This is a genomic window from Rufibacter sp. DG15C (genome assembly GCF_001577755.1).
In the GTDB taxonomy this organism is placed as follows: domain Bacteria; phylum Bacteroidota; class Bacteroidia; order Cytophagales; family Hymenobacteraceae; genus Nibribacter.
Map to the genome: position 1 here is coordinate 474,645 of NZ_CP010776.1, position 23,967 is coordinate 498,611.

Consider the following 23,967-nt stretch of genomic DNA (forward strand, 5'->3'; position numbering starts at 1 on the left):
CCAGATGTACGAGCTATAAAAGTCATATGTCTTACGTCTTAAAAACATGAAACCAGATTTCACCAAGATACCATTTACGTTTTCGGGCAGTTCTGGCCAAAACAAGCCAAAAACGGAAGCCAAGACCTGGAAGACTGCGGAGCGCTTGCCCTTGCAGAACTTCTACACCAAGGAAGACACGCAGGCCTTTGAGCACCTGGACTTTGCCGCCGGGCTGCCGCCGTATTTGCGCGGTCCGTACAGCACCATGTACGTGAAGAACCCATGGACCATTAGGCAGTACGCCGGCTTCAGCACCGCCGAGGAATCCAATGCCTTCTACCGCCGCAATCTGGCGGCTGGGCAGAAAGGTCTCTCGGTGGCGTTTGACTTGGCCACCCACAGAGGCTATGACTCTGACCACCCACGCGTGGTAGGCGATGTGGGCAAAGCAGGCGTGGCCATTGACTCCATTCTGGACATGAAGATTCTGTTCGACCAGATTCCTTTGGACCAAATGAGCGTGTCCATGACCATGAACGGCGCGGTGTTGCCCATTTTGGCCTTTTACATTGTGGCCGCTGAGGAACAGGGCGTAAAGCCTGAGCAGTTGAGCGGCACCATCCAGAACGACATCCTGAAGGAGTTCATGGTGCGCAACACCTACATTTATCCGCCGGAACCCAGCATGAAGATTATCGCCGATATCTTCGCCTACACCTCCCAGCACATGCCCAAGTTCAACTCCATCTCCATCTCGGGCTACCACATGCAGGAAGCCGGGGCCACGGCAGATTTGGAGCTGGCCTACACCTTGGCAGACGGTCTGGAATACGTGCGGACCGGCCTAGCCGCGGGCATGGACATTGACACCTTCGCGCCGCGCTTGTCCTTCTTCTGGGCCATTGGCATGAATCACTTCATGGAGATTGCCAAGATGCGTGCCGCCCGTATGCTGTGGGCCAAGCTCATCAAGCAGTTCAACCCGAAGAGCGATAAGTCCCTGGCCCTGCGCACGCACTGCCAAACCTCTGGATGGAGCCTGACGGAGCAGGACCCGTTTAACAACGTGGCCCGCACCACCGTGGAAGCTTTGGCCGCCGCCCTAGGCGGAACACAGAGTCTGCACACAAACGCCTTGGACGAAGCCATTGCCCTGCCCACCGACTTTTCGGCGCGGATTGCCCGCAACACCCAAATTTACCTGCAACAGGAAACGCACATCACCAAGACCGTGGACCCGTGGGGCGGCTCGTATTACGTAGAGGCCCTCACCCACCAGCTCGCTCACCGCGCCTGGGACTTGATTCAGGAAGTGGAACGATTGGGCGGAATGGCAAAAGCCATTGAAACCGGCCTGCCGAAGATGCGCATTGAAGAAGCCGCGGCTAGAAAGCAGGCGCGCATTGACGCCGGCAAAGACGTGATTGTGGGCGTGAACAAGTTCAAGCCAGAGTCTGAGGAGCAGTTGGAGATTCTGGACATTGACAACACCGCCGTGCGCGAGTCCCAGCTGACTAGATTGGCCAATCTGCGTGAGAACCGGGATGATGCCGCTGTCTTCGCTGCCATGGATGCCTTGACCAACGCCGCCGAGACCGGGGAAGGCAATCTGCTGGAGTTGGCTGTACAGGCCGCCCGCGTGCGTTGCAGCCTGGGCGAGATTTCCTATGCCCTAGAAAAAGTGTACGGCCGTCACAAGGCCACCATTAGAGCAATATCAGGCGTGTACAGTTCAGAGATTTCAGACGATGAGAACTTCGGGAAGGCCCAGGCGCTAGCCGATAAATTTGCCTTGCAGGAAGGTCGCCGACCAAGAATCATGGTGGCCAAAATGGGCCAGGACGGCCACGACCGCGGCTCCAAAGTCATCGCCACCTCTTTCGCGGATTTGGGCTTTGACGTGGACCTGGGCCCGTTATTCCAGACCCCAGAAGAAGTAGCCCTGCAAGCCGCCGAGAACGACGTGCACGTGGTAGGCGTGAGCAGTCTGGCCGCCGGCCACAAAACATTAATCCCTTCTCTGATTGCTGAGTTGAAAAAGCTGGGCCGCGAGGACATCATGGTCATTGCGGGCGGGGTGATTCCGGCGCAAGATTACCAGTTCCTGTTTGACGCAGGTGTGTCTGGCGTGTTCGGGCCGGGCACCGTGATTAGCGTAGCCGCGCAGGAGATTCTGGAAAAGCTGTTGAAGGCGTAAAATCCTCCCTTCTCAGGAGAATATTGAACTCCCGTTTTTAGCCTCTTTTCAAGGAAACAAGCCAAAAACGGGAGTTCTCTTTTTAAACCAATAAGAAAGTTGCCGTTACCAAACTGGCACAACTTTCTTAAACGGCCTTGTCTTAAAACAGCTAAAAGACGTTGGACCGTCAGTAATCAACAAATTGGCAAGATTGTACAAGTTACGGATTGGGATTTCCTTCCTGTGAATTAGAAGGAAGATTGGGCAACTTTATAAACAAACCCAACCTGCCTGCCCTTTATGAAGAAGTTGATCATTTGTGTGATAACCGGGCTGCTCATTTTGAGTTGTGCCACCCACCTAGCCGAAAGCAGACACACCCTCAGTAAAAGAGCCTCCCTGCAGAGTCTAAGCTTTCACATCAAAAACACGTCTATTCAGCAGTATTCAGGATCAAATTTCTCTATCCTTCAGTAACGATATTAACTGAATGCCGAAGGCTACGCTTGCTGGGTTACTTGTTGATGGGCAGCTAACCAAGCGGTGGCCTCTTCTATATCCCCGAAGATCTGCATCTCAAACCCGTCGGCGGTCTGTTTCATTTCCTCACTAGACAGTTTAGCCAGGGAGTCTGTGTCTACCACGTGTGCAAAATAGCGCAGACCAGCGGCAATGGCTCTGGGTGTCCAATCGGTGGCAATCCATTCTACGGCGTGGTTCCATGGGCCAATGATTTGGCGGTTGTCATTGAGCAGGAAGGAGCAGTTGTGCTGGCTGAGGACCTCGGCGCAGGCGTTGGCACCAGACACGATGCTATCAAATGACTGGTAGCCTATCCAGTTGTTATAGACCCAGTTGGCCTTCTCATTGTATTCAACAGTGAGAAAAACCCGCCCTAAGGCGTTTTTAAGTACTTTTTTCATGGGGGTGAGCGTGTTAGGTGACCAAAAGGCAATCCATCTTAGTCTTTCGTCCAACAGCTTTAACCCATTTTAGAAACTACCCGGCGGCGGTGCGCAAGCGTGGGTAGCTAAGATAATGAAAGATAAGGCTTTTCTGGGCAGTATACTAGTCTCATCTTCCTTTCATTCTATTTTACAGTATTTATTCAAAGTCATCGGTTTAAATCTGGGCAAGTATGTACTAGAGTTGGGTTTCGGCGTTTATTAGTAAGGAGCTTGAGAAGTTTTGGCTCAATCTTTGAATTCTTGGGGGTAGACAATTTGTTCTGTGGATGATGAAGACATTGAAGACGATTTTCCTGCTAATGCCCTTCTGGTTAGTTTCTGTGGCGGCCCAGGCGCAGAAAGAGGCTACTTTTTGGTACTTCGGAAGAAACGCCGCGCTCTCCTTTGCCGACGGCGCGCCCAAAGCCGTGAAAGGTGGCAACCTGTTTAGCGAGGAAGGCGCTGCCACCGCTTCAGACGCCCGTGGAAACCTTTTGTTTTACAGCAACGGCATGCGCGTCTGGAACCGCACCGGCGAACTGATGGCCAACGGCGATGAGCTCAAAGGCCACGAGTCTTCTACCCAGGCGGCACTTATTCTGCCTAGGCCTGGCTCCTCTTCTATCTATTATCTCTTCACCACCGATTTTCAGGGCATGAGCCATGGCTTGCAATACCACATGGTAGACATGAGCAAGAACGGTGGCCTGGGCGAAGTGGTCACTAAGAACAACCTCATCTTTGCGCCCGTTGCCGAGAAACTGACGGCCGTGCGCCATGAGAACGGCCGCGATTACTGGATCATCACCCACCGTTGGAACAGCAGTGCCTTCTATGCTTATTTGCTCACCTCCAATGGCCTCACCTTTACCCCGGTAGAAAGCCGCTTGGGCAGCATGCACGCCGGCGATGACGGCGCCGCCATTGGCTACCTGAAAGCCTCTCCGGCTGGTGATAAGCTAGCCATGGCTACTTGGGCAGCCGTGAATAAAATAGAATTGTTTGATTTTGACAGAGTTACCGGCGTGGTGTCCAATGCCTTGGATTTGGGAAGGTTTGACGAAGCCTACGGCGTGGAGTTCTCTTCTGACGGATTTAAACTGTACGGCGCTAAAAACGGCCTTTCGGGTGGCGAGGCGCGCATCTTCCAATTTAATTTAGCGGCTGGAAATGCAGAAGCTATTAAGCTTTCTGGTCAGCAGGTGGCCAAGAGCATGAGCCGGAAGATTGGCGCCCTACAACTGGGCCCTGACGGCCGCATTTACGTGGCTCGAAGCGGTAACAACTGGCTGGGCGTCATCCAAGAACCTAACAAACTGGGTAAGGAGTGTAACTACAAAGATGCGGGCGTAAGCTTGGGCAATCAGAAAAGCGAACTGGGCCTGCCTAACTTTCCGGGCTTCTATTTCCAGAACATTCTGCCCACCACCGGCCAGGTAGTCCAGAAACAGTAACTTGATTGTTAATTGTTGATTCTGGTCTTTTTCAACAACCAACAATAAGCAATCAGCAATTAATTAGGTACTTTTCAGGCATGGAAACTCTGGTATTTTCACCGCAGGTGTCGGCCTATATTCAGCACCAAGAAAGTGAGTTGCAGCCCTTGCTTCAGCGTCTCAGGCGTTTCATTCTGCAAGCGGCCCCGCAGGTAGAGGAGCGATTCATATACAAGTGTCCTTTCTATTATTACCTGGGCCAGTTGTGTTACATGAGCACTACCAAAACTGGGTCTGCCTACTTGGGTTTTGTCAAGGGAATGCACCTGAGCAATGCGCAAGGACTCTTCGCAGAGCCTGACACCAAACAAATCAGAAAAGTCTTCTTCCACTCAGGTCAACCCTTTCCAGAAGCCGGTTTGCGGGAATTGTTGCAGGAAGCCATTCTCTACAATGAGTTGAAACCCTCGCAACAGACCTTGTGCAAACGCAGAGCTGTCGCGCATTAGCCTTACAACTCCCCTAGCGTCTTTGAATTTGTAAAGTCATTTTGCGGCTTCTTCGTACTTTTAGCGTAGTTTCCAGAAAATAGCCCAAAAACGAGTGCCCAAAAGATTCACCCCAGAAGAGTATGCCCAAGGCGTGTTGGCCGGCAACCGCGTGCTGCTGAGTAGAGCCATCACACTGGTAGAAAGCACCCTGCCCTCAGACCAAACCTTGGCCCATCAAGTCATGGAACAGATCTTGCCGTATGCGGGTAAGTCTGTAAGAGTGGGGATTACGGGCGTGCCGGGCGTGGGTAAAAGCACTTTTATTGAAGCCTTCGGGAATTACCTGTTAGAACAGCACGGCAAGAAACTGGCGGTGCTGGCCATAGACCCCACCAGCCAGCGCACCGGCGGAAGCATCTTAGGCGACAAGACCCGCATGGAAACATTGGCCGCCAACCCATCTGCCTACATCAGACCTTCGCCGGCCGGCAAAACCCTGGGCGGCGTGGCACGCAGTACCCGCGAGAGCATTCTTCTTTGTGAGGCCGCCGGCTTTGACGTCATCTTTGTGGAGACCGTGGGCGTGGGCCAGTCTGAGACCGCAGTGCATGAGATGGTAGACTTCTTTTTATTGCTTATGCTAGCAGGCGCCGGCGATGAACTGCAAGGCATCAAGAAAGGCATTATGGAAATGGCCGACGCCGTGGCCATCACCAAGGCCGACGGCGCCAACCTGCACCCAGCCACCAGCGCACAGGCTGAGTACCAGGGCGCCTTGCATCTTTTTCCGCTGGGCGCTTCTAAATGGAGTCCGCGCGTGACCGTCTGCTCTGCCTATGAGAAAACCGGTCTAGCCCCGCTCTGGGAATCTGTGATGGACTACGTGCAGCTCACCCAGGGCAACGGCTACTTTACCCAGCGCAGAAAAGACCAGAACCTGCACTGGCTTAAGCACAGCATCCGGCAGAGTTTAGAAGAGCGCTTCTATCAGCATCCTTTGGTCATGGCCCAATGGGACCGCATTGCCCAGCAGGTGGTAGAAGGCCAGAAATCACCGTTTGCCGCCGCCGAAGAATTGCTCAATTCAGCGCACGCGTAAAAGAAGCGCCGTTTTCGGCCTATTCCCTGGAAAACAGGCCGAAAACGCCAGAATCAGTAGATATTTTCAAATAATATTTTCTCTGGCTGCTTACTTTCTAGATTCTTATGTAATTAAAGGGCTAAAACCTCTAACCCTTTATTATGCAGTTGCGTTCTTCCCAACTACGCCGGTGGACAGCTCTCCTTTTGCTACTGGTGTACCTTTTACCTGCTTTCCCGGCATTAGCCTCTACCGCTCCTTCTCCTCTTGAAGAAGCTTGGACCAAATTTCATGAAAACAAACGCGCCGAGGCTCGGGAGTTATTCAAAAAAGCAAGTCTAGAATCTTCTTACAACGCAGAGGCCCACTTAGGACTTTCCATGCTGGCCGCTTTGGATAGGCCTTCAACGGAGGCTTTCGCTGAATTCCAGCAGTTCTTTCAGGCTTCTAACAACCCATATCCGTATGTGTATGCCTTGTGGTCTACCCCTTCCTTAATGGAAGGAAGCGGAAAGAAGACCGCGGCTCAGGTAGCCTTCTTGAAAAAACTCACCACAGACCCCTTGGCCGATGGGACCCTAAAGGCCATGGCCTATTCCTCGCTTGGAAACCACTATGAGAATAGCAACCAGATAGCTACGGCCAACCAGATGTACGCCCTAATTGGCGCTTTAGACAAGTGGCAGGTAGTAGGCGAGTTTGAGAACATGTCTGGCAGCGGGTTCAGCAAGGAGTTTGGTCCGCTGGGGCATCCACAAGCCAATGCCAGCTTTGTAAACAAACACGGGGCGCCTATCTCTTGGTTTGCCCTGCCCGGCACCCGCAACAACAAATGGATTGACTTCACCTACCATTTCTATTCAGATGATGCCATCTTATTTGCCCAGACGTTTGTAAACAGCCCCAAAGAGCAGCAAGCTCAACTTAGACTAGGTGTTTCTGGCTCTATCAAGGCCTGGGTGAATGACCGCCTGGTATATGCAGATGACATAGAACGCAACAATGACTTGGACACCTACCTTACCCCAGTAACACTTAAGCAAGGGCATAACCGTATTTTGGTGCAGATAGGTGAAAGTTACGCTGAGCGCTCTAACTTCATGGCACGTCTTACAGATGACAAAGGCCAACCCTTGCCAGGCCTTACTGCTACTGCCACTGCCCAGGCTTACACCGCAGACAAGGGAGAAATGCCCACGCCGCTTCCTTTGTCTTATGAAGAGTTTTTCAAAGCCATAATAAAACAACAGCCGCAACAAGTATTGCCGCAACTGTTGCTGGCTCAGACGTACCTGCGCAATGACAAAACCGCAGACGCCCGCCGCGTATATCGCCAGGTACAGAAGATGGTGCCTACCAACAGCTACCTGACCATGTGCCTGATTGATGCCTACCAACGGGAGAGCAACCGCACGTCCTTGGCAACAGCCTTGGAGTGGCTAAAAGAGCATGACCCTGAGCTTCCTTTCGCCCTTAGCTTGAATTACCAGGATGAAATTGAGAAAGAAAACTACACGCAGGCCCTAGCGTTGGTAGACCAGATGGAAAAGGCCCAAGGTCAAACCGAGGAAATTCTGGCCAGGCGCATTCAGGTGCTTTCCAATCAAAAGCAATACAATGAGGTACTTTCCTTAGCGGAGAAAGGGTACGCTGCCTATCCGCAGAGCGCGGCCTTCATGGACCTTAAATACACCATTGAGAAGAACGTCAACAAAAGCCAGACCAATGCGGCCAACGTGCTCAAGAAGTACCTCAAAGAAAACCGATCATACCCTACCTCTCAGAAACTGGCTTCGCTTTATTTTGACAAGGGAGACATCACAGACGGTATAAAATTGTACCAGCAATATATGGTAGAGGAGCCTGTATCTGTGGGTATACAACATACGCTAGGCAACATTTACTACCAGGCCCAGAACTACAAGATGGCCGAAGAGTCTTACCGCAAGGTTCTGCAAATCTCCCCGTACATTGGCACCTATTGGGCAGACTTGGCCAAAACCTTTGAGGCACAACAGAAAAAGGCAGAGGCATTGCAGGCTATCCAAAAAGCGGTACAACTAGACCCTACAGATTATGAGAGCCTGAGAAAACTGCGCCAGCTGGAGAACAAAAAAGAAGTGTTCAGCTATTTCCCGCAGAATGATGTGTACGCCCTCATTAAAAACGCGCCCAAAGCCGCCGCCTTCCCAGAAGACAACAGCCTTATTCTGTTAGACGATGTGCAGAAAGTAGTATACAAAGGAGGAGCCTCTGAAGAAAAACGCACCGTGGTGGTGAAAGTATTCAACCAAAAGGGTGTAGAAGACTGGAAAGAATACGGCGTTTCTTACCACAACATGCAACGTCTGATTGTGGAGAAATCTGAAGTGGTGAAGCAGAACGGCAGCAAAGTACCCGCTGAAAGCAATGATGACCAATTGGTATTCACCAACCTGGAACCCGGCGATGCCATCCACATTAGCTATAAACTGGAGAACCATTTGAAGGGTAAACTGGCACCTTACTTCTGGGATCGTCAGTTCTTCAGCCATTTCTTGCCGTACCAAACCACCCGGTACAGCCTGTTGGTAGACCCTGAAACCAAATTCCAGCACAAAATGACCCAAGGCACGCTTGAGCCCAAAGTGCAGGCCTCAGATGAGTTCAAGCTATATGTCTGGGAACAGAAAAACCACGCCGGGTTAAAGAGCGAGGACAAGATGCCGGTGCTCGCGGATGTGGGCCAGACGCTGTACCTTTCCTCTTTCCCAGACTGGAATTTCATCTCTAGCTGGTACGCAGACCTGGCCTCTTCCAAGGCTCGCCCAGACTTTGAAGTGAAGCAGGCGGTAGAGGAGTTGTTCGCTGATAAAAAGAACCTGACGCCTATCCAGAAAGCCAGATCCATCTATGAATACATTACTTCTAACATCACGTACAGCTCCATTTCATTTAGGCAGAGTGGGTTAATCCCGCAGAAGCCCGCAGATGTGTTGAACACCAAGATTGGTGATTGCAAAGACGTGTCTACCCTGTTTGTGGCTATGTGCCAAGAAGCAGGTGTACCGGCGCAATTGGTGCTGGTCAACACCCGGGACAATGGTTTGCATGACCTTACCTTGCCTTCCATTGATTTCAACCACTGCATCGCCAAGGTGACGCTGCCTGGCAAGGAAACTTATGTGGAGTTGACTTCTAACTTCTTGCCCTTCGGTAGTTTCCACCAGAGCATGCTACAATCTGGCATATTAGAGATTGGTGACGGAAAGGCTCCTGCCAGCCGTACATTGACGCACTTGAACCCGGGCAACCGTCCACTAAACATCATTGACCGGAAGTCTACGGTGAAACTGGTAGGCAGCAATATTTCTGTTGAAGAAGACTATTACAGAACCGGCGCCATGGCCGCCGACGCCAAGCAGCGCTACCGGGACGCCAGCCAGAAAGAACGCGAAAAGATGATTCATGAGTCTTTTGGTTCTGTTTTGACCGGCTTTAAGCTGACCAAACTCTCTTTCAAAGGGCTGGAGGGCACGCAAGACACTGTTAAGAGCCATATTGCATACCAGGCAACGGACATGGTGACGCAGGTAGGCGGCATGTCTTTATTCTCCCTTCCATGGTTCAACAAGGCCTCTGCGCAAGACTTCACGTTCAATGAAACCCGCACCACGCCGGTAGACTTGTCACAGTCATTGTACGCAGACCATGACCGCGCCACTATTACCATGACCTTGCCAGACAAGAAAGTGTTAGCCGAAATGCCACTGCCAGTGAAACTGAGCTGCCCCGTTGCGGAGTACTCCTTAACATGCAAGAAGGTAAACAACCAACTAGTCTTCACCCGCGAGCTTCGCTTTACCAAGGATATCATTGAACCGCAGCAAATGGCTGCGTTTGAAGAATTCTACAAAAAAGTGATCGCTGCTGACGCCAAACAACTGGCCCTGAAATAACGGCTCTTTTTTTAAACAGAACGCCCCGCAGAAAACTTCTGCGGGGCGTTCTGTTTTTAGGCTATTTTACAGAAAACAAGCCAAAACTGGCGTTAGCCTTCACTTTAAACTAGCTTCTTGGATGGAACTCATGAATGACCTGCTTGAGGTAATCACGGTCCAGGTGGGTGTAAATCTCGGTGGTGGTGATGGACTCATGGCCCAGCATCTCCTGCACGGCGCGCAGGTCGGCTCCGCCTTCAATGAGGTGCGTGGCAAAGGAGTGCCTAAACGTATGCGGGCTGATGCTTTTCTGCATGCCCACCTTGGCGCTCAGGTCCTTTATGATGTTGAACACCATGACACGGGTCAGGCTGGAGCCCCGGCGATTCAAGAAGATGAAATCCTCCTGCCCTTTCTTGATGGTCTGGTGGCGGCGCACTCCTTCAATGTAGAGCCTAATGTACTTCAAGGCATCGCGGCCAATGGGCACCAGACGCTCTTTGTTGCCTTTACCGGTCACGCGAACAAACCCTAAATCCTCATACAAATTACTCAGCTTGAGCTCAATCAACTCTGAGACGCGGAGGCCAGAGCTGTAGAGGGTTTCCAGCATGGCTTTGTTGCGGGTGCCTTCTGGGGTGCTCACGTCTACGGCCTCAAAGAGCATGACAATCTCATCATAGCTTAGGGTGTCTGGGAGTTTGCGTTGGAGCTTGGGCGCCTCAATGGTCTCCATGGGGTCTGCGTGGAGCAAATCTTCCATGATGAGAAACTTATAGAACGCCCTGATGCCGGAGAGTGTGCGCGCCTGCGAGTGGGACGTCATGCCCAGCGCATTGATCCACTCCAAAAAACCGTGTAAGTGGATGGGCTGTACCTCTAGCGGGCCTACCTTCTGCTGCGTGATTTCAAAATACTGAACCAGCTTCTTAGCATCGCGCACGTAGGCCTCCACAGAATTGCCGGACAGCGACTTTTCTATCTGCAGGTACTCTTGAAACTGTTTTAAACCTAATGACCAATTCATGGGGGATAGAATGGAATGTAAAGCGGGCTATCACCCTCCTATGGTTTATATACAATTGGCTGGTAGAGCCTCTCTTCCAGAGACAAACGTCCACAACCAATGTCTATTGTCAAAATTACAGCCCTTAGCAGACTTTCTCCTAATGGAACTGCAGTTTTTATTTCGTGGAAACTCGCGGGGAGTTTGGCTGGGCAGAGAGAAAGACCATGGCTAAAGAGGCCAACTACTTGGTAGTCACGCACCATCTCTCACTCTTAAGACAACCTAATAGCGCCTTACCCCCATGCCTACATAGAAATAATGAATATTTTCTTTCTGTTTTAATACATCAAACCATGGAGATGCTTGCTAGGAATGACAAAAGACGGTTTACGTTCTTTGACAAACGCTGCATCATTAAGTAAGACCACCTTACTAGAAGTCTTTTAACTTCCAACAAAACCAAGCATTTGGGTACCAGAAAGATTCTGTACCTTACTTACCTTTGCGTGTTTTCCCTACAGATTTCTACCTATGAAAATATTAATCCTCAACGGCCCTAACCTCAACCTGCTGGGCAAACGTGAGAAAAGCATCTACGGCTCGCGCTCCTTTGAAGACTACTATGAGAAGGACCTGTTGCCGGCTTTCCCAGACATGGAACTGGAGTACTTTCAGTCAAATGTGGAGGGCGTGCTCATAGATAAACTGCAGGAGGTAGGCTACCATTATCAGGGCATTGTGTTCAATGCCGGAGCGTACACGCACACCTCTCTAGCGTTAATGGATACTATTGCCGCCATTGAGACCCCGGTGGTAGAGGTGCACATTTCCAATGTATTCGCCCGGGAGGCCGCCCGCCAAGTCACATATATTGGCGGGAGAGCCGTGGGAAGCATCAGTGGATTCGGGTTGGAAAGTTATCGGCTTGCCTTACAATACTTTGAGCGTCTGAAGCCTTCAAAAGTGGGATTTAATTACAAGAAGGCGTAACCAGCGGGCGTTTTTACCGTGTAGGTGATTTCTGCTGGCTTCGTTTTTGGCCTGTTTTCTGTAAAACAAGCCAAAAACGGAAGTCCTTGTGTACAAACGGGCCCTGGGCTCCTACTCTGCGCGAATTCCCAAAACAACCTCCTATACCTATTTCCCTCATGCTCAATTTTTATCCTGGGCCCTCAAAAGTCTACCCCCAAGTGCGGGACTACCTCACCATGGCCTATGACGAGGGCATTCTCAGCATTCCGCATCGCAGTGAGCGCTTTGTGCTCATGATGCGCGACTTGGTGGGACTGCTCAGAAAGAAGCTCAACATCCCCCAGGACTATTACCTGTTCTTCACCTCCTCGGCCACCGAGTGCTGGGAAATCATCTCCCAGAGCCTGACGCCTCACAAAAGCCTGCATTTGTATAATGGGGCCTTCGGGGAGAAATGGTGCCAGTACACCAAGCGCCTGCGCCCCGACAGCTACGGCCAATCCTTTGGCGTGAATGACCTGCTGGACGTGCCCAATATTCCGGTAGAAGATGACACCGATTTGATTTGCGTGACCCAGACCGAGACCTCTAATGGTACACAGGTGAGCATGGAGACACTCTTGAAACTGCAGAACCAGTTCAAGGATCCTTTGCTGGCCGTGGATGCCACCTCTAGCATGGCTGGCTTGAACCTCAAGTTTATACGCGCAGATATCTGGTTTGCCTCGGTACAGAAGTGCTTCGGCTTGCCAGCCGGTTTAAGCGTGTTGGTTTGCTCTCCGCGCACCTTGCAACGCGCCAAGGCATTGAACGACCGGAAGCACTATAACAGTTTGGTGTTTCTGTATGAAAAGATGCTCAACTATCAGACTGGCCACACGCCCAATGTATTGGACTTGTACCTCATGCGCCAAATGCTGGAGCAACTGCCCCTCATCAAACAGGTAGACCAGCACCTAGTTAAGCGTGCGCATGATTTGTATGCCTTCTTTGAGGAAATGCCCGGCGACGTGCGTCTGCTGGTAGAAAACCCCGAGGTCCGTTCCCAAACCGTCCTAACCCTGCAAGCCCCTGATAAAAAAGTGCAGGAACTGAAACGCGTGGCGCTCACGCACGGCATCACGCTGGGCAACGGCTACGGCGCCTGGGCCAAGAACACCTTTAGGATTGCCAACTTCCCGGCCATAGAAGACAGCGAGTATGACACCTTGCTCAACTTCTTCAGGGCGCAGTACCCGGCCTAGAAAATTTTTCGTTTTTGGCCTGATTCTGAGAAAACAGGCCAAAAACGGGGAACTCTGCAATATCAATCCTTTTAGTCTTTGTCCTAATAAGCAGAATTCTATTAAAACCTGTGCGCAGAGGCATGCCCCTGCTTTCTATGAAAATCACTAGCTTTGCGCCATAATTTTTGCGTCAAACCTCTGCCCTCCTATGATTAGCTTCAGTTTTAAAGAGATAGTTTCTGTTAGCCTGATTCTGTTTGCCATCATAGATATCCTGGGCTCTATTCCCATCATCATCCAGTTGCGTCAGCGCGAAGGCGTGATTCAGTCAGAGAAGGCCACGCTGGTGGCAGGCGTGCTCATGATTGTGTTTCTGTTTGTAGGGGATGGTATTTTAAAGCTCTTCGGGATTGACTTTGCCTCTTTTGCCATTGCCGGTGCCATCATTATCTTCTTGATGGGCATGGAGATGGTCTTGGGCATTCACCTGTTTCATTCCAACCCAGAGGTGAAAACCGGTTCCATCGTGCCACTGGCCTTCCCGCTGATTGTAGGCGCCGGCACTATGACCACTCTTCTATCTTTGCGCTCAGCCTATGCCCTGCCCAACGTGTTGGTGGGTATTTTGCTCAACTTGCTGTTTGTATACATAGTGCTCAAGAGCTCTAATTGGCTGGAGCGCAAACTAGGGCAGAACGGCACCGAGGTCTTGCGCAAGGTCTTCGGGGTGATATTGTTGGCCATTGCCATCAAGCTCTTCAAGACCAACGTCACGTTCTAACCGAAGAATATTTCTTTTCATATATAGACCAGGCAACCTATAGGAGGCGTTCTGCATCTAACCTGCAAGCACCTACTCCTATGAAAAATTCTCTCCTCCTTTGCCTGCTTCTGATTTCCTTTTACGCCCAGGCGCAACGGTTCCAGGGCAAAATCCTGGACCAGCAAAACGCACCGCTGGAATACGTCAACGTTGGCGTCATTGGCAAGGACGTAGGCACGGTTACCTCGGTGAAAGGCACCTTCGCGCTCACCTTGGATGACTCCCTCAATTCAGAAACGATCCTTTTCTCGGCCATTGGGTACAAACCCGTCAAGTGGAAAGTGAGCGAGTTCAAGCAGAAGTTTGCGAGCCAGACGGCTTCCATTCAATTGCAGGAGGACGTAGTTTCCTTGAACGAGGTGGTGGTACGGCCTAAGGAATACAAGACCAAAGTGGTGGGCAATACTACTGACTCCAAGACCATGATGGCGGGCTTCAAGATTAACGGCTTGGGCAGTGAAGTTGGGTCTGTCCTGAAAATAAAGAAGCCCAGCTTTGTAGAGAAAATCACCGTTAACGTAGCCCGAAATCAGTTTGATACGCTTTTCCTGCGCATCAACATTTACAAAATGGGCAAGAACGGGCCTGAGGAGAACCTCTTACGCGAACCCATCTTCATCAACCTTGCCAAGCCAGAAGTGGGAAATGCCATATCAGTTGACCTTTCCAAGCATAACATCTATCTGGAATCCGATTCCTTTTTGGCATTAGAGCTAGTGAAAGACCTAGGCGCAGGGGGCTTGTGGTTTAGTGCCGGCATGTTTAACAGTGACACCTACTTTAGAAAAGCCAGTCAAGGCACTTGGGAAGGAATCCCTTTCATTGGCCTCGGCTTTAACGCCACCGTTAGTCAAGAGAAATAGACACCTCTAGTTAAGAAACCTGGTTTTTGGTCTGTTTTCTGAAAATCAGGCCAAAAACGAGGTTTTCATTTCAAGGATATTACCATCACTAGAAGGCAGGGTTCGCAAATTAATCCCCTGCCCTATTAGGAAGGCTACGGGCTTAAGTGGTAATTTTGGGGTTTACTAACCTCCCGCGTTTTGATTGAGATTTTTACCGATGGTGCCTCCAGAGGCAATCCGGGCCCCGGTGGCTACGGCGTGATTCTGCGCTATGGGCGCCATGTGAAAGAGATGAGTGAAGGGTTCAGGAAGACCACCAACAACCGCATGGAGCTGTTGGCCGTGATTGTGGCCCTAGAGTCCATCACCAAGCCGGGCATTCCCATCACGGTCTACTCAGACTCAAAATACGTGATTGACGCCGTGGAGAAGAAGTGGGTGTTTGGCTGGGAGAAGAAAGGCTACACCGGCAAAGCCAACCCCGACCTTTGGCAACGCTTCCTCAAGATCTACCGCCAGCACCAAGTGCGCTTTGTTTGGGTACGCGGCCACAACGGCCACCCCGAGAACGAACGCTGCGACGAGCTGGCCGTAGCGGCCGCCCTGCAACCCAACCTTCCGCCAGACAAAGGCTTCGAGGCCAATCCAACCAAAGGTTAATCTTTTTAATTTGGAGATGTGAAAATGTGGAGATTTGCAGATTTGGAAATGGTAGGAATTCCTAAATTTTAAAATCAATTCTCTACAAGCAACTTAATGATGCTGTTTTTGGCTTATTTTCTGAAAAATAGGCCAAAAAACGAATAATAATTTTTCAATCAGCACATCCTCAAATTTTCAAATCTTCACATCTAAAACGTGGCCAACGACTATTTCCAGTTTAAGCAGTTCTTAATCAAACAGGACCAGTGCGCCATGAAAGTGTGCACTGACTCGTGCGTTTTAGGTGCTTCGGTGGACGTAACAGATGCCAAACGGATACTGGATATTGGAGCTGGCACCGGGTTGTTGAGTCTAATGGTGGCCCAGCGCACGCCAGAAGGAACGCAGATTGAAGCCGTGGAGATTGACCAAGCCGCGGCCCAACAGGCGAAGTCTAATATTGAGAGAAGTCCCTGGGCCTCCAGAATCACGTCACATGCGCAAAGCCTGCAGGCCTTTCAAGAGACTAAGCCAGCGCCATTTGATGTCATCATCAGCAATCCGCCGTTCTTTCAGGCTTCTTTGAAATCTGCAGACACGGCCAAGAACGTAGCCAAGCACACAGAAACCCTATCTTTTACAGAACTGCTGCAGTTTGCTCAGCAGTTTCTAGCACCTGATGGCAAGTTGCATATTTTATTGCCGCCTCATGAGGCCAAAGTCTTAGAGAAGGAGGCTCATCAATTGGGCTTTCACACCCAGCACATTCTCTGGCTGGAGGCCACGCCCGGCGGCAAGCTGTTGCGCGCCATCCACAGTTATACCAAAGCACCCGCTCCGCTCACGCAAAGCAGATTGCCGGTCCGGGAGAAAGACAATGCTTACACGGCCACGTTTCAAGAATTATTGAGAGAGTATTACCTCATTTTCTAGCCGAAGCCGTTTTTATGCTCTTTTCCAGAAATTAGGCTAAAAACGACGGCTCATACAGTCCCTCCTGTTTTTACTGATTTATTTAGGGAACAAACCTGCCCTGCGGAACCACGCGTCGTTTTCCTTAACATAGCGTTTCTACAATGCTTTGAGCCAGAGCGATTTTCTGAAAGGCTTTGGCAAATTCTCCTTAATTTTGAAGGATGATTAACCCTTTCCTAGGGATGAAAAGACTTTTCCTCAGCTTTCTCTTTCTTTCTATATCCATAGCCGCTTCCGTAGCCGGAAACACGCCCAAACGCGAGTTCAGGGGCGTATGGCTGACCACCTATGCCAATATTGACTGGCCCAAGCGCAACCAAACCCCAGCTCAACAGCAAAAGGCACTAATCGCTATTTTAGACACTCACAAAGGCACGGGCATCAACGCCGTTTTCTTGCAGATACGGAGCCAGTGCGATGCCCTCTATGAAAGCCGCCTGGAGCCCTGGACCGCCGATTTAACCGGAATCCAAGGCAAAGCGCCCGCTCCTGTCTGGGATCCCTTGGCGTTTGCCATTGAAGAGTGCCACAAGCGCGGCATGGAGTTTCATGCCTGGATAAATCCATATAGGGCCGTGGGCCACGTCATGAATTTGCCCAGCTTCTCACCGCAACACGTAGCTAAGCAACACCCAGAATGGCTTATGGCCACGGGCAACCTGCGTACGCTCAACCCTGGCCTGCGGGACGTGCGCAACTACATCCAGACGGTTATCCAAGACATTGTGCAGCGCTATGACGTAGACGGCATTCACTTTGACGATTACTTCTACCCCAGCGGCACGTTCAATGATGATGCAGCCTATGCGGCAGACCCACGCGGTTTCCAGAACCGCGCCGATTGGCGCCGTGACAACGTGAATCTGCTCATCAAACAAACGGACGCTACCATCAAGAAAGTGAAGCCTTGGGTCAAGTTCGGGATTTCGCCGTCTGGCATCTATAGAAACAGCTTAAATCCTGCCATTGGCACGCCCACCGCGGGCTTAGAGCACTACAATGAACTCTACGCCGATACCAAAAAATGGCTAAAAGAGGGCTGGATAGACTATCTGGCGCCGCAGGTGTATTGGTACATGGGCCAGACCCGCGCCAATTACAGCCAGATTGTGCCTTGGTGGAACAACAACACCTATGGCCGGCACATGTACATAGGCTTGGGTAGCTATAAGATCAACGACCCCGCTTCAGGCGTGAATTGGGCCAATCCATCCCAGATTCCTAACCAGATACGGTTCAACCGCCAGCCGGGCCACACCAACATCCACGGCCAAATCATGTACAACACGGGCAGCATGAGCGCCAACCAGAAACATGGGTTCAGGGATTCTCTCCGTGAGAATTTCTACCAGAAACCGGCCCTGCTCCCTACCATGCCCTGGCGTGACAATACTCCGCCCGCTTCGCCCAAGAGTTTGACAGTCTCCATCACGGCGCCAGACTCGGTGGTGCTGTCCTGGAAAGCCCCCCTACCGGGCAAAACCGAATTTGACAAAGTGCGCCAATATGCCATTTACAGATCAGAAAAGCCCGTCATTGACTGGGCGGATGCCGAGAACCTAGTTGCCATCAGTACCAGTACCAAATTCACGGACAAGGTTCCAGATGCTACCAAGCCATACTATTACCTGGTCACAGCCTTAGACCGCTTTCACAATGAGAGCACCCCTACCAATGTGGCTACCTTCTCCATGCCGTCCATTGCCCAGGTGCAGAACCTAGAGAAGCAGTTGCAGGAAAAGGATTTAGGGCAAGAGCAAGGCACTACGGTAGCTATTGCTGAGAATACCGGCCAGCCGGTACAGCCGGTTGAGTCCATAACGCCGCCAGAAAAGACAGGACCCGTGGTATTGGTAAAGAATATCTCCAGAAGCCTCAAAGACGGACCGGTTACCATCATTCCTTTTGAAGTCAATGACGGCACGCATGACAATGACACGCCTTCAGAGGAAATCACATTCAGTCTTTCTCAATCAGAATTCACGTCGGCTAACCTTGGCAAGAACTATGTGACGGTCACGGCCAAAGACAAGCACGGCAACACCTCTTCTGCCCAAGTAGTTGTGACCATTGAATTGGTAAGCTCTGCTACCATTCCCTCTCACTTAGAAGAAGAAGTACTGCCTGTTCCTAAAGTTATTCCCAGAATAGCCACCGCCAGGTTCTTGCAAGCCACCGCCGTAGACGCGGCGGCCATGAAGGAGGCAGATGTTGATTTTCAGGTTCTGCCTTATCCTAACTCCAACCAGATGATGGTGCAGTTTGAGTTGCCCCGGGCAAATTCCAAGACCTATCTAGAAGTGTATGACCCCAACGGTGTAAAACTAATCACCTTGTTCACGGGCAAAGCTAAAGGCAATAACCTTTACAAGTACCAAGTCAACCTGGAGCAATGGTCTGGCAAGCTTTTTTACGTGCGGCTCACCACGGCCAAGAAAGTATTCACCTATAGACTCACCCGGGCTGAATAAATAGGACCAGAAAAAAAGCGACGGCTTCCTGTTTTGCAGGAAGCCGTCGCTTTTTTGATTACTCTGAATTAGAGATTATAGCTTCTTTAAACTTTTCATCTCAGAGTTGTTGCCTTCTTTCACACTCACGGCAATACCACCGCTTGAGGCCAATCCCTGCTTTAAGATGCTCTTAGAGTTCACCTTCACTTTGCGCACGGTGTAGCTCTGTGGCTTTTTGTCATAGCTGGCATCTGGGCCATCGGCGTAGATAGTAGCTATATAGTCTTTCCCTTTAGGCAAGAAGCTGAAGGAAATGTTGGCCGTGCGCTTGTTCTCATCCGTGATGCCACCAATGTACCATTCGTTTTTGCCTTTGGCTTTACGGGCAGTAGTGATGTAATCTCCAGGTTCAGCCTCCAGCACATAGGTATCATCCCAATCCACGGCCACGTCTTTAATGAACTGGAATGCGTCTGGGAATTTGGCGTAGTTTTCAGGCATGTCGGCGGCCATTTGCAGCGGGCTGTACATGGTCACGTAATACGCCAGTTGCTTCACCAGCGTGGTGTTGACGCGGTTGCCGTGCCCATAAACCGTAAGGTCTGTCTGGAAGATACCCGGCGTGAAGTCCATAGGCCCGCCCATTAAGCGGGTGAACGGCAGAATGGTAGTATGTTCAGGAGCTAAGCCGCCCATGGCCTCAAACTCGGTGCCGCGGGCAGATTCCTGGGCAATCCAGTTAGGGAACGTACGGTTCAAACCGGTAGGACGAACGGCCTCGTGGCTGTTGACCATAATCTTGTAGTCAGCGGCGGTCTTGGCTACGTGAATGTAGTGGTTCACCATCCATTGGCCGTCATGGTGCTCACCGCGCGGAATGATAGAACCTACGTAGCCGGTCTTCACAGCATTATAACCATTGTCTACCATGAACTGGAAGGCTTTGTCCAAGCGACGCTCATAGTTGGTAGCCGACGAAGACGTTTCATGGTGCATCATGATTTTCACGCCTTTAGAAGCCGCATAGGCCTGCAATTCTTTCACGTTAAAATCTGGGTACGGCGTCACAAAGTCAAACACTTCTTCTTTCCAGTTGCCAAACCAGTCATCCCAGCCAATGTTCCAGCCTTCTACCAACACCGCGTCAAATCCATGCTCGGCGGCAAAATCAATGTGACGCTTTACGTTTTCGTTGTTGGCACCGTGCCGGCCGTTGGGCTTGTATTTAGTAAAGTCATCGGTGAGTTTGGTGTTGTTCTCAGTGCTGTAACCCCACGAAGACTTGCCGGCCACAAAATATTCCCACCACACGCCAATGTACTTAACCGGCTTAATCCAGGACACGTCCTGATACTTGGTAGGCTCGTTGAGATTTAAAATCAGCTTTGAGGTTAAGATGTTGGCTGCCTTGTCACTCACCACAATGGTCCGCCACGGCGAGGTGGCATTGGTCTGAATGTAGCCTTTGTTGCCCACTGCGTCTGGCGTCAGGTGCGCGCTCATTTTCAGGTTCTGCGCATCTACGTTCAAGTGCATGGCCGGATAGTTGATCAAGGCCGCCTCATGGATGTTGATATACAGCCCGTCAGTGGACTTCATCATGGAAGGCGTCTGTACACTTGGGTTCTTGATAGGCGATTGCGCCGAAATCTGGATGGTGGCTTTCTTCTGAAGGCTTGGGATCTCAGAGACTTTGGACGTGGTGTAGGTGTACTCGTTGGTGTCATAGTCCCCCGGCATCCAGAAAATCTTGTGGTCACCCGCCAAAGCAAACTCGGTGCGTTCTTCCTTGATCACAAAGTAATTCAGCTCCTTCTGCTTCGGGAATTCATACCTGAAGCCAAGGCCGTCATTGAACACTCTAAACCGGAGCTTGATGAAACGGTCCTTCTTCCCTTTCTGGGTTAAGGTTACCAGCAGCTCGTTGTAGTTGTTCCGGATGGTTTTCTGCTCGCCTAGGATGGGGTCCCAGGTCTCATTCACAGATTTCTGCTCGGTGTTGGTTACGGTAAAACCATCCAGCAAAGATGCATTGTTCACCAATTCAAGGCCGAGGCGGCTGGTTTTGATGACTGGCTTGTTTTTGTAACTGAGTTGGTAGTACGGCACGCCGTTCTGCACTTCAAAGGAGAAGTTTAGATTTTTGTCGGGGGAGGTGAGGGTTTGCGCTTGGGTGGCCAGCGTGACAAACAGCAGGCACAGCGAAAGGAAAATTTTCTGCATAGTGGGATGGTTTAGAGACCAATAAAGCCTAGCCAAGAGAACGTTGTCTAGAATTACTTCTTAAAGATGGCATCTTTCCGGCTATCTAGGAAATCGATTTCCTAAATTCGGCTATTTTCTGGAAAACAGGCCAAAAACGGCTTTTAGTCCAGCGCTTCTACCTTTTCCTGAAACTGCACCCCATACCCCTGCAACTCCTGTAAAATAGCCGAATACAGATCTGCCTGCAACGGCACTACCACCCCGGTTTGCTTCAAGTTTCCTTGCAACAACAGCTTGGTGGCAATTCCCACGGGTAGGCCTACGGTCTTGGCCATGGCCGTCTGCACCTCGTTATCCCCTAGTACTACCAGAGAAGATGTCAATTTATGTTTCTGACCGTCCAGCTCATATTCAAAGAGGTGCAGCATCACGATCATATCTTTGTCGCCGGGGCTCAGCTGCCATTTCTGGGTAAGCAGTTTCTCTAAGGCCTGGGCAGGCGTGGCGGTGATCATGGCAATAGGTTCGTCTTCCAACAGCCCGGCCCATTCAATCAGGTCCAGTTCCTTGGCGTCTGGCGAAAGGCCCACGTAAGCAGCAATTCTATCACGGAGCGGTGCGGTTCCATGGTCGGCGGGCAAGAAGCTTTCCACTAGTTCGCGGTAGGTCATTTCCTGCGGATTGTCCAGAAAATACGTGTCATCTGGTAGACCCAATTGCACCAGTACTTGCCATGCCTGACAATAGCCCTGTCTGCGGAGTGTGCCGCGCAGCATGGTGGGGATTTCCTGCAAGCCGTAGGGTTCGCGATAGCCTAAAGAATCTCGGTTGGCGTAGCCGTCAAAGAAGCCGTAGCCTTCCACATGAAAAGCCTCAGTGCGGCTAAAGAGCTTGGGATACGGAATGTATTTGTAGCTGCCGTTCTCCATGTATTTAGCAGTGCTTTGCCCAGCCAAGATGACGTTGCGCGGGTTCCAGGTGAATTTGTAATGCCACGGATTGGTATCTGACTCAGGGGCCATCAACCCGCCGGTGAAGGATTTGAACGACGTTATGGTAGCGCCTTGGCCCTGCAAATGATGGATGATCTGCATGGCAGACATGTGGTCAATGCCCGGGTCCAAGCCGCATTCCATCAAAAACGTTAAGCCTTTCTCTTGTGCCTGCGTGTGTAATTGCTTGATGTCTTCTGGCACGTAAGAGGCCGTCACCAGATGCTTTGCTTGCTCCAGACAGGTGTTGGCCACCAAGGGATGGAACAACGCCGGCAGCATGGAAATGACCACATCGGCTTGGTTGACTTCTGCTTCGCGCTGGGCGGCGTCATGCACATCAAAGGTAAAAGCACGCACCAAGGGGTTGGTCAAAACGGAGCTAGACAAATGGTCTACGCGTACATCGCCTATGGCCAGTAGCCAGTTTTCTTGTGGGGCGTTGGAGATGAGGTAGTCAATGAGCACTGAAGCCGACCGACCGGCTCCCAACAGCAGAATGTTTTTCATAGCAGGTGGAATGAGGCTTCAAAATGGGCATTTTCTGCGGGACAGGCAACCTCTGCTTGGTTTTTCGGGCTAACTTATTAACTTTGACTCCCGTACGTGCTCGTGCGGAAAACGCATCTTATGACCGAACAAGTACAACTTAACATCACCTATGAAGTGGTGTCTTCCCAAGAAGGCCTCACCGCTCAAGAGAGACAAGTGCTCCAATTGGCCCAGAAAGCCACCGACAAAGCATACGCCCCCTACTCCAACTTTATGGTAGGCGCCGCCCTTTTGCTTTCAGACGGAACCACCCACCAAGGAACCAACCAGGAAAACGCCGCCTACCCATCTGGGCTCTGCGCTGAGCGCACCTTGCTGTTTGGCGTGGGCTCCAACTTCCCAGACCAGCAGATTGAGATTTTAGCCGTGACCGCGCGCCGCCGCCATGAGTCGCATTACCTGCCTGCCTGCCCGTGTGGCGCTTGCCGCCAAGTCATGGCCGAGTACCAGAACCGCCAAGGCAAACCCATCAAATTATTGATGCAAGCCGAAGACGGCAAAGTAGTACGTTTCTCCACCGCACTGGATTTACTGCCATTTTCCTTCTCCAAAGAGAGCCTGTAAGCTTGACTGCCCAACACAGAACCCTTTCTGTCCCCAGAACCGCGCATCTGCACCAACTAGGCACGCTTTCCCCTGCCACCCAACACGTATGGGTAGTGTGTCACGGCTATGGCCAATTGGCAAAATACTTCATCCGGCATTTTCAAGGACTGGAGGATGAGCAAACCGTGATTCTGGCCCCTGAGGGCTTGTCTAAGTTTTACCTGGAAGGCTTCTCTGGACGCGTGGGGGCTACCTGGATGACCAAGGAAGAACGCCTGCTGGAGATTGAGGACTATGTACGGTACCTGGACTTGGTGTGGGAAATGGTTAAATCTGAGGCGCCCAACGCGAAGCTCACCGTACTAGGTTTTTCGCAAGGTGCCGTCACCGTCTGCCGCTGGCTGGCTTTTTCTGCCGTACCCTGTGAGAAACTGATCCTGTGGGCCGGTGCCTTTCCAGAAGACATAGAATACAACGTTCTTAGCACTACGCTGGCACATGCATCGGTGTACATGGTGTACGGCCTGCAAGATCCCTTCATCACCCAAGAACGCCTGCAAACCCAACTGGACATTCTTAAATCCCAGAACATACAGCCTGTCATGGTTCCGTTTGAGGGCAAACATGAATTAAACAAAGAGATACTGGCGCAGTTAAAAGGCGATCTTCTCTAACATTAGCAAACTAGAAT

At 51.1% G+C, this 23,967-nt stretch carries 18 protein-coding genes; 14 read left to right on the forward strand and 4 right to left on the reverse strand.

Going from position 1 to position 23,967, the window contains the following annotated elements; all coding sequences use genetic code 11:
- The first annotated feature begins 46 nt into the window (after positions 1 to 46).
- On the forward strand, positions 47 to 2,179 hold the full coding sequence (gene scpA, locus TH61_RS02085; protein WP_071887759.1) for a methylmalonyl-CoA mutase: 2,133 nt from the start codon (positions 47 to 49) through the stop codon (positions 2,177 to 2,179).
- Positions 2,180 to 2,661: 482 nt separating this feature from the next.
- Here the strand turns inward: scpA and TH61_RS02090 are convergent, their stop codons facing one another.
- Complete coding sequence (locus tag TH61_RS02090; protein ID WP_066505226.1) at positions 2,662 to 3,084, reverse strand: hypothetical protein; 423 nt, start codon at positions 3,082 to 3,084, stop codon at positions 2,662 to 2,664.
- Between the two features lie 344 nt (positions 3,085 to 3,428).
- Between TH61_RS02090 and TH61_RS02095 the strand changes: the two genes are divergently transcribed.
- The 4 genes from TH61_RS02095 to TH61_RS02110 all read left to right on the forward strand — a co-directional run bounded on the left by TH61_RS02095 (position 3,429) and on the right by TH61_RS02110 (position 10,054).
- Positions 3,429 to 4,562, forward strand: coding sequence for a hypothetical protein (locus TH61_RS02095; RefSeq protein WP_231862282.1), 1,134 nt, complete (start codon positions 3,429 to 3,431; stop codon positions 4,560 to 4,562).
- A gap of 80 nt (positions 4,563 to 4,642) precedes the next feature.
- Positions 4,643 to 5,053: a DUF1801 domain-containing protein gene (locus tag TH61_RS02100; protein WP_066505227.1), complete on the forward strand. Its 411-nt coding sequence runs from the start codon at positions 4,643 to 4,645 to the stop codon at positions 5,051 to 5,053.
- A gap of 94 nt (positions 5,054 to 5,147) precedes the next feature.
- Positions 5,148 to 6,134, forward strand: a complete 987-nt coding sequence (gene meaB, locus TH61_RS02105) for a methylmalonyl Co-A mutase-associated GTPase MeaB (protein ID WP_066505229.1) — start codon at positions 5,148 to 5,150, stop codon at positions 6,132 to 6,134.
- A gap of 143 nt (positions 6,135 to 6,277) precedes the next feature.
- Positions 6,278 to 10,054, forward strand: coding sequence for a DUF3857 domain-containing protein (locus TH61_RS02110; protein WP_066505232.1), 3,777 nt, complete (start codon positions 6,278 to 6,280; stop codon positions 10,052 to 10,054).
- Between the two features lie 109 nt (positions 10,055 to 10,163).
- Here TH61_RS02110 and xerD read toward each other — a convergent pair whose 3' ends face one another.
- On the reverse strand, positions 10,164 to 11,063 hold the full coding sequence (xerD, locus tag TH61_RS02115; RefSeq protein WP_066505235.1) for a site-specific tyrosine recombinase XerD: 900 nt from the start codon (positions 11,061 to 11,063) through the stop codon (positions 10,164 to 10,166).
- 513 nt (positions 11,064 to 11,576) lie between these two features.
- Between xerD and TH61_RS02125 the strand changes: the two genes are divergently transcribed.
- The 7 genes from TH61_RS02125 (at position 11,577) to TH61_RS02155 (ending at position 18,999) form a co-directional block, all read left to right on the forward strand.
- The gene (locus TH61_RS02125) at positions 11,577 to 12,035 is read left to right on the forward strand and encodes a type II 3-dehydroquinate dehydratase (protein ID WP_066505241.1); all 459 of its coding nucleotides are present in this window, start codon (positions 11,577 to 11,579) and stop codon (positions 12,033 to 12,035) included.
- Positions 12,036 to 12,193: 158 nt separating this feature from the next.
- A complete protein-coding gene (locus TH61_RS02130) occupies positions 12,194 to 13,261 on the forward strand; it encodes an aminotransferase class V-fold PLP-dependent enzyme (protein ID WP_066505243.1) in 1,068 nt (355 codons plus the stop codon).
- 190 nt (positions 13,262 to 13,451) lie between these two features.
- Complete coding sequence (locus TH61_RS02135; protein ID WP_066505246.1) at positions 13,452 to 14,024, forward strand: MarC family protein; 573 nt, start codon at positions 13,452 to 13,454, stop codon at positions 14,022 to 14,024.
- Positions 14,025 to 14,104: 80 nt separating this feature from the next.
- Positions 14,105 to 14,929, forward strand: coding sequence for a carboxypeptidase-like regulatory domain-containing protein (locus tag TH61_RS02140; protein ID WP_066505248.1), 825 nt, complete (start codon positions 14,105 to 14,107; stop codon positions 14,927 to 14,929).
- Positions 14,930 to 15,109: 180 nt separating this feature from the next.
- Positions 15,110 to 15,571 carry a ribonuclease HI gene (gene rnhA / locus TH61_RS02145; protein ID WP_066505250.1) on the forward strand — a complete coding sequence of 154 codons (462 nt, stop codon included), beginning with the start codon at positions 15,110 to 15,112 and terminating at the stop codon, positions 15,569 to 15,571.
- A 198-nt stretch (positions 15,572 to 15,769) separates the two neighbouring features.
- Positions 15,770 to 16,486 (forward strand): tRNA1(Val) (adenine(37)-N6)-methyltransferase, encoded by a 717-nt coding sequence (locus TH61_RS02150; RefSeq protein WP_066505252.1) that lies wholly within the window; start codon positions 15,770 to 15,772, stop codon positions 16,484 to 16,486.
- Positions 16,487 to 16,710: 224 nt separating this feature from the next.
- Positions 16,711 to 18,999: a family 10 glycosylhydrolase gene (locus TH61_RS02155; protein ID WP_197464083.1), complete on the forward strand. Its 2,289-nt coding sequence runs from the start codon at positions 16,711 to 16,713 to the stop codon at positions 18,997 to 18,999.
- Between the two features lie 75 nt (positions 19,000 to 19,074).
- Here TH61_RS02155 and TH61_RS02160 read toward each other — a convergent pair whose 3' ends face one another.
- Together TH61_RS02160 and TH61_RS02165 are read right to left on the reverse strand one after the other, a co-directional pair.
- Complete coding sequence (locus TH61_RS02160) at positions 19,075 to 21,204, reverse strand: glycoside hydrolase family 97 protein (RefSeq protein ID WP_066505254.1); 2,130 nt, start codon at positions 21,202 to 21,204, stop codon at positions 19,075 to 19,077.
- A gap of 143 nt (positions 21,205 to 21,347) precedes the next feature.
- On the reverse strand, positions 21,348 to 22,688 hold the full coding sequence (locus TH61_RS02165) for a saccharopine dehydrogenase C-terminal domain-containing protein (protein ID WP_066505256.1): 1,341 nt from the start codon (positions 22,686 to 22,688) through the stop codon (positions 21,348 to 21,350).
- A 120-nt stretch (positions 22,689 to 22,808) separates the two neighbouring features.
- On the opposite strand from TH61_RS02165, the gene cdd reads away from it, so the two are divergent.
- Both cdd and TH61_RS02175 read left to right on the forward strand, forming a co-directional pair.
- Positions 22,809 to 23,294: a cytidine deaminase gene (gene cdd / locus TH61_RS02170; protein WP_066505258.1), complete on the forward strand. Its 486-nt coding sequence runs from the start codon at positions 22,809 to 22,811 to the stop codon at positions 23,292 to 23,294.
- Positions 23,295 to 23,296: 2 nt separating this feature from the next.
- On the forward strand, positions 23,297 to 23,950 hold the full coding sequence (locus TH61_RS02175) for an alpha/beta hydrolase (protein ID WP_066505261.1): 654 nt from the start codon (positions 23,297 to 23,299) through the stop codon (positions 23,948 to 23,950).
- Positions 23,951 to 23,967 lie beyond the last annotated feature (17 nt).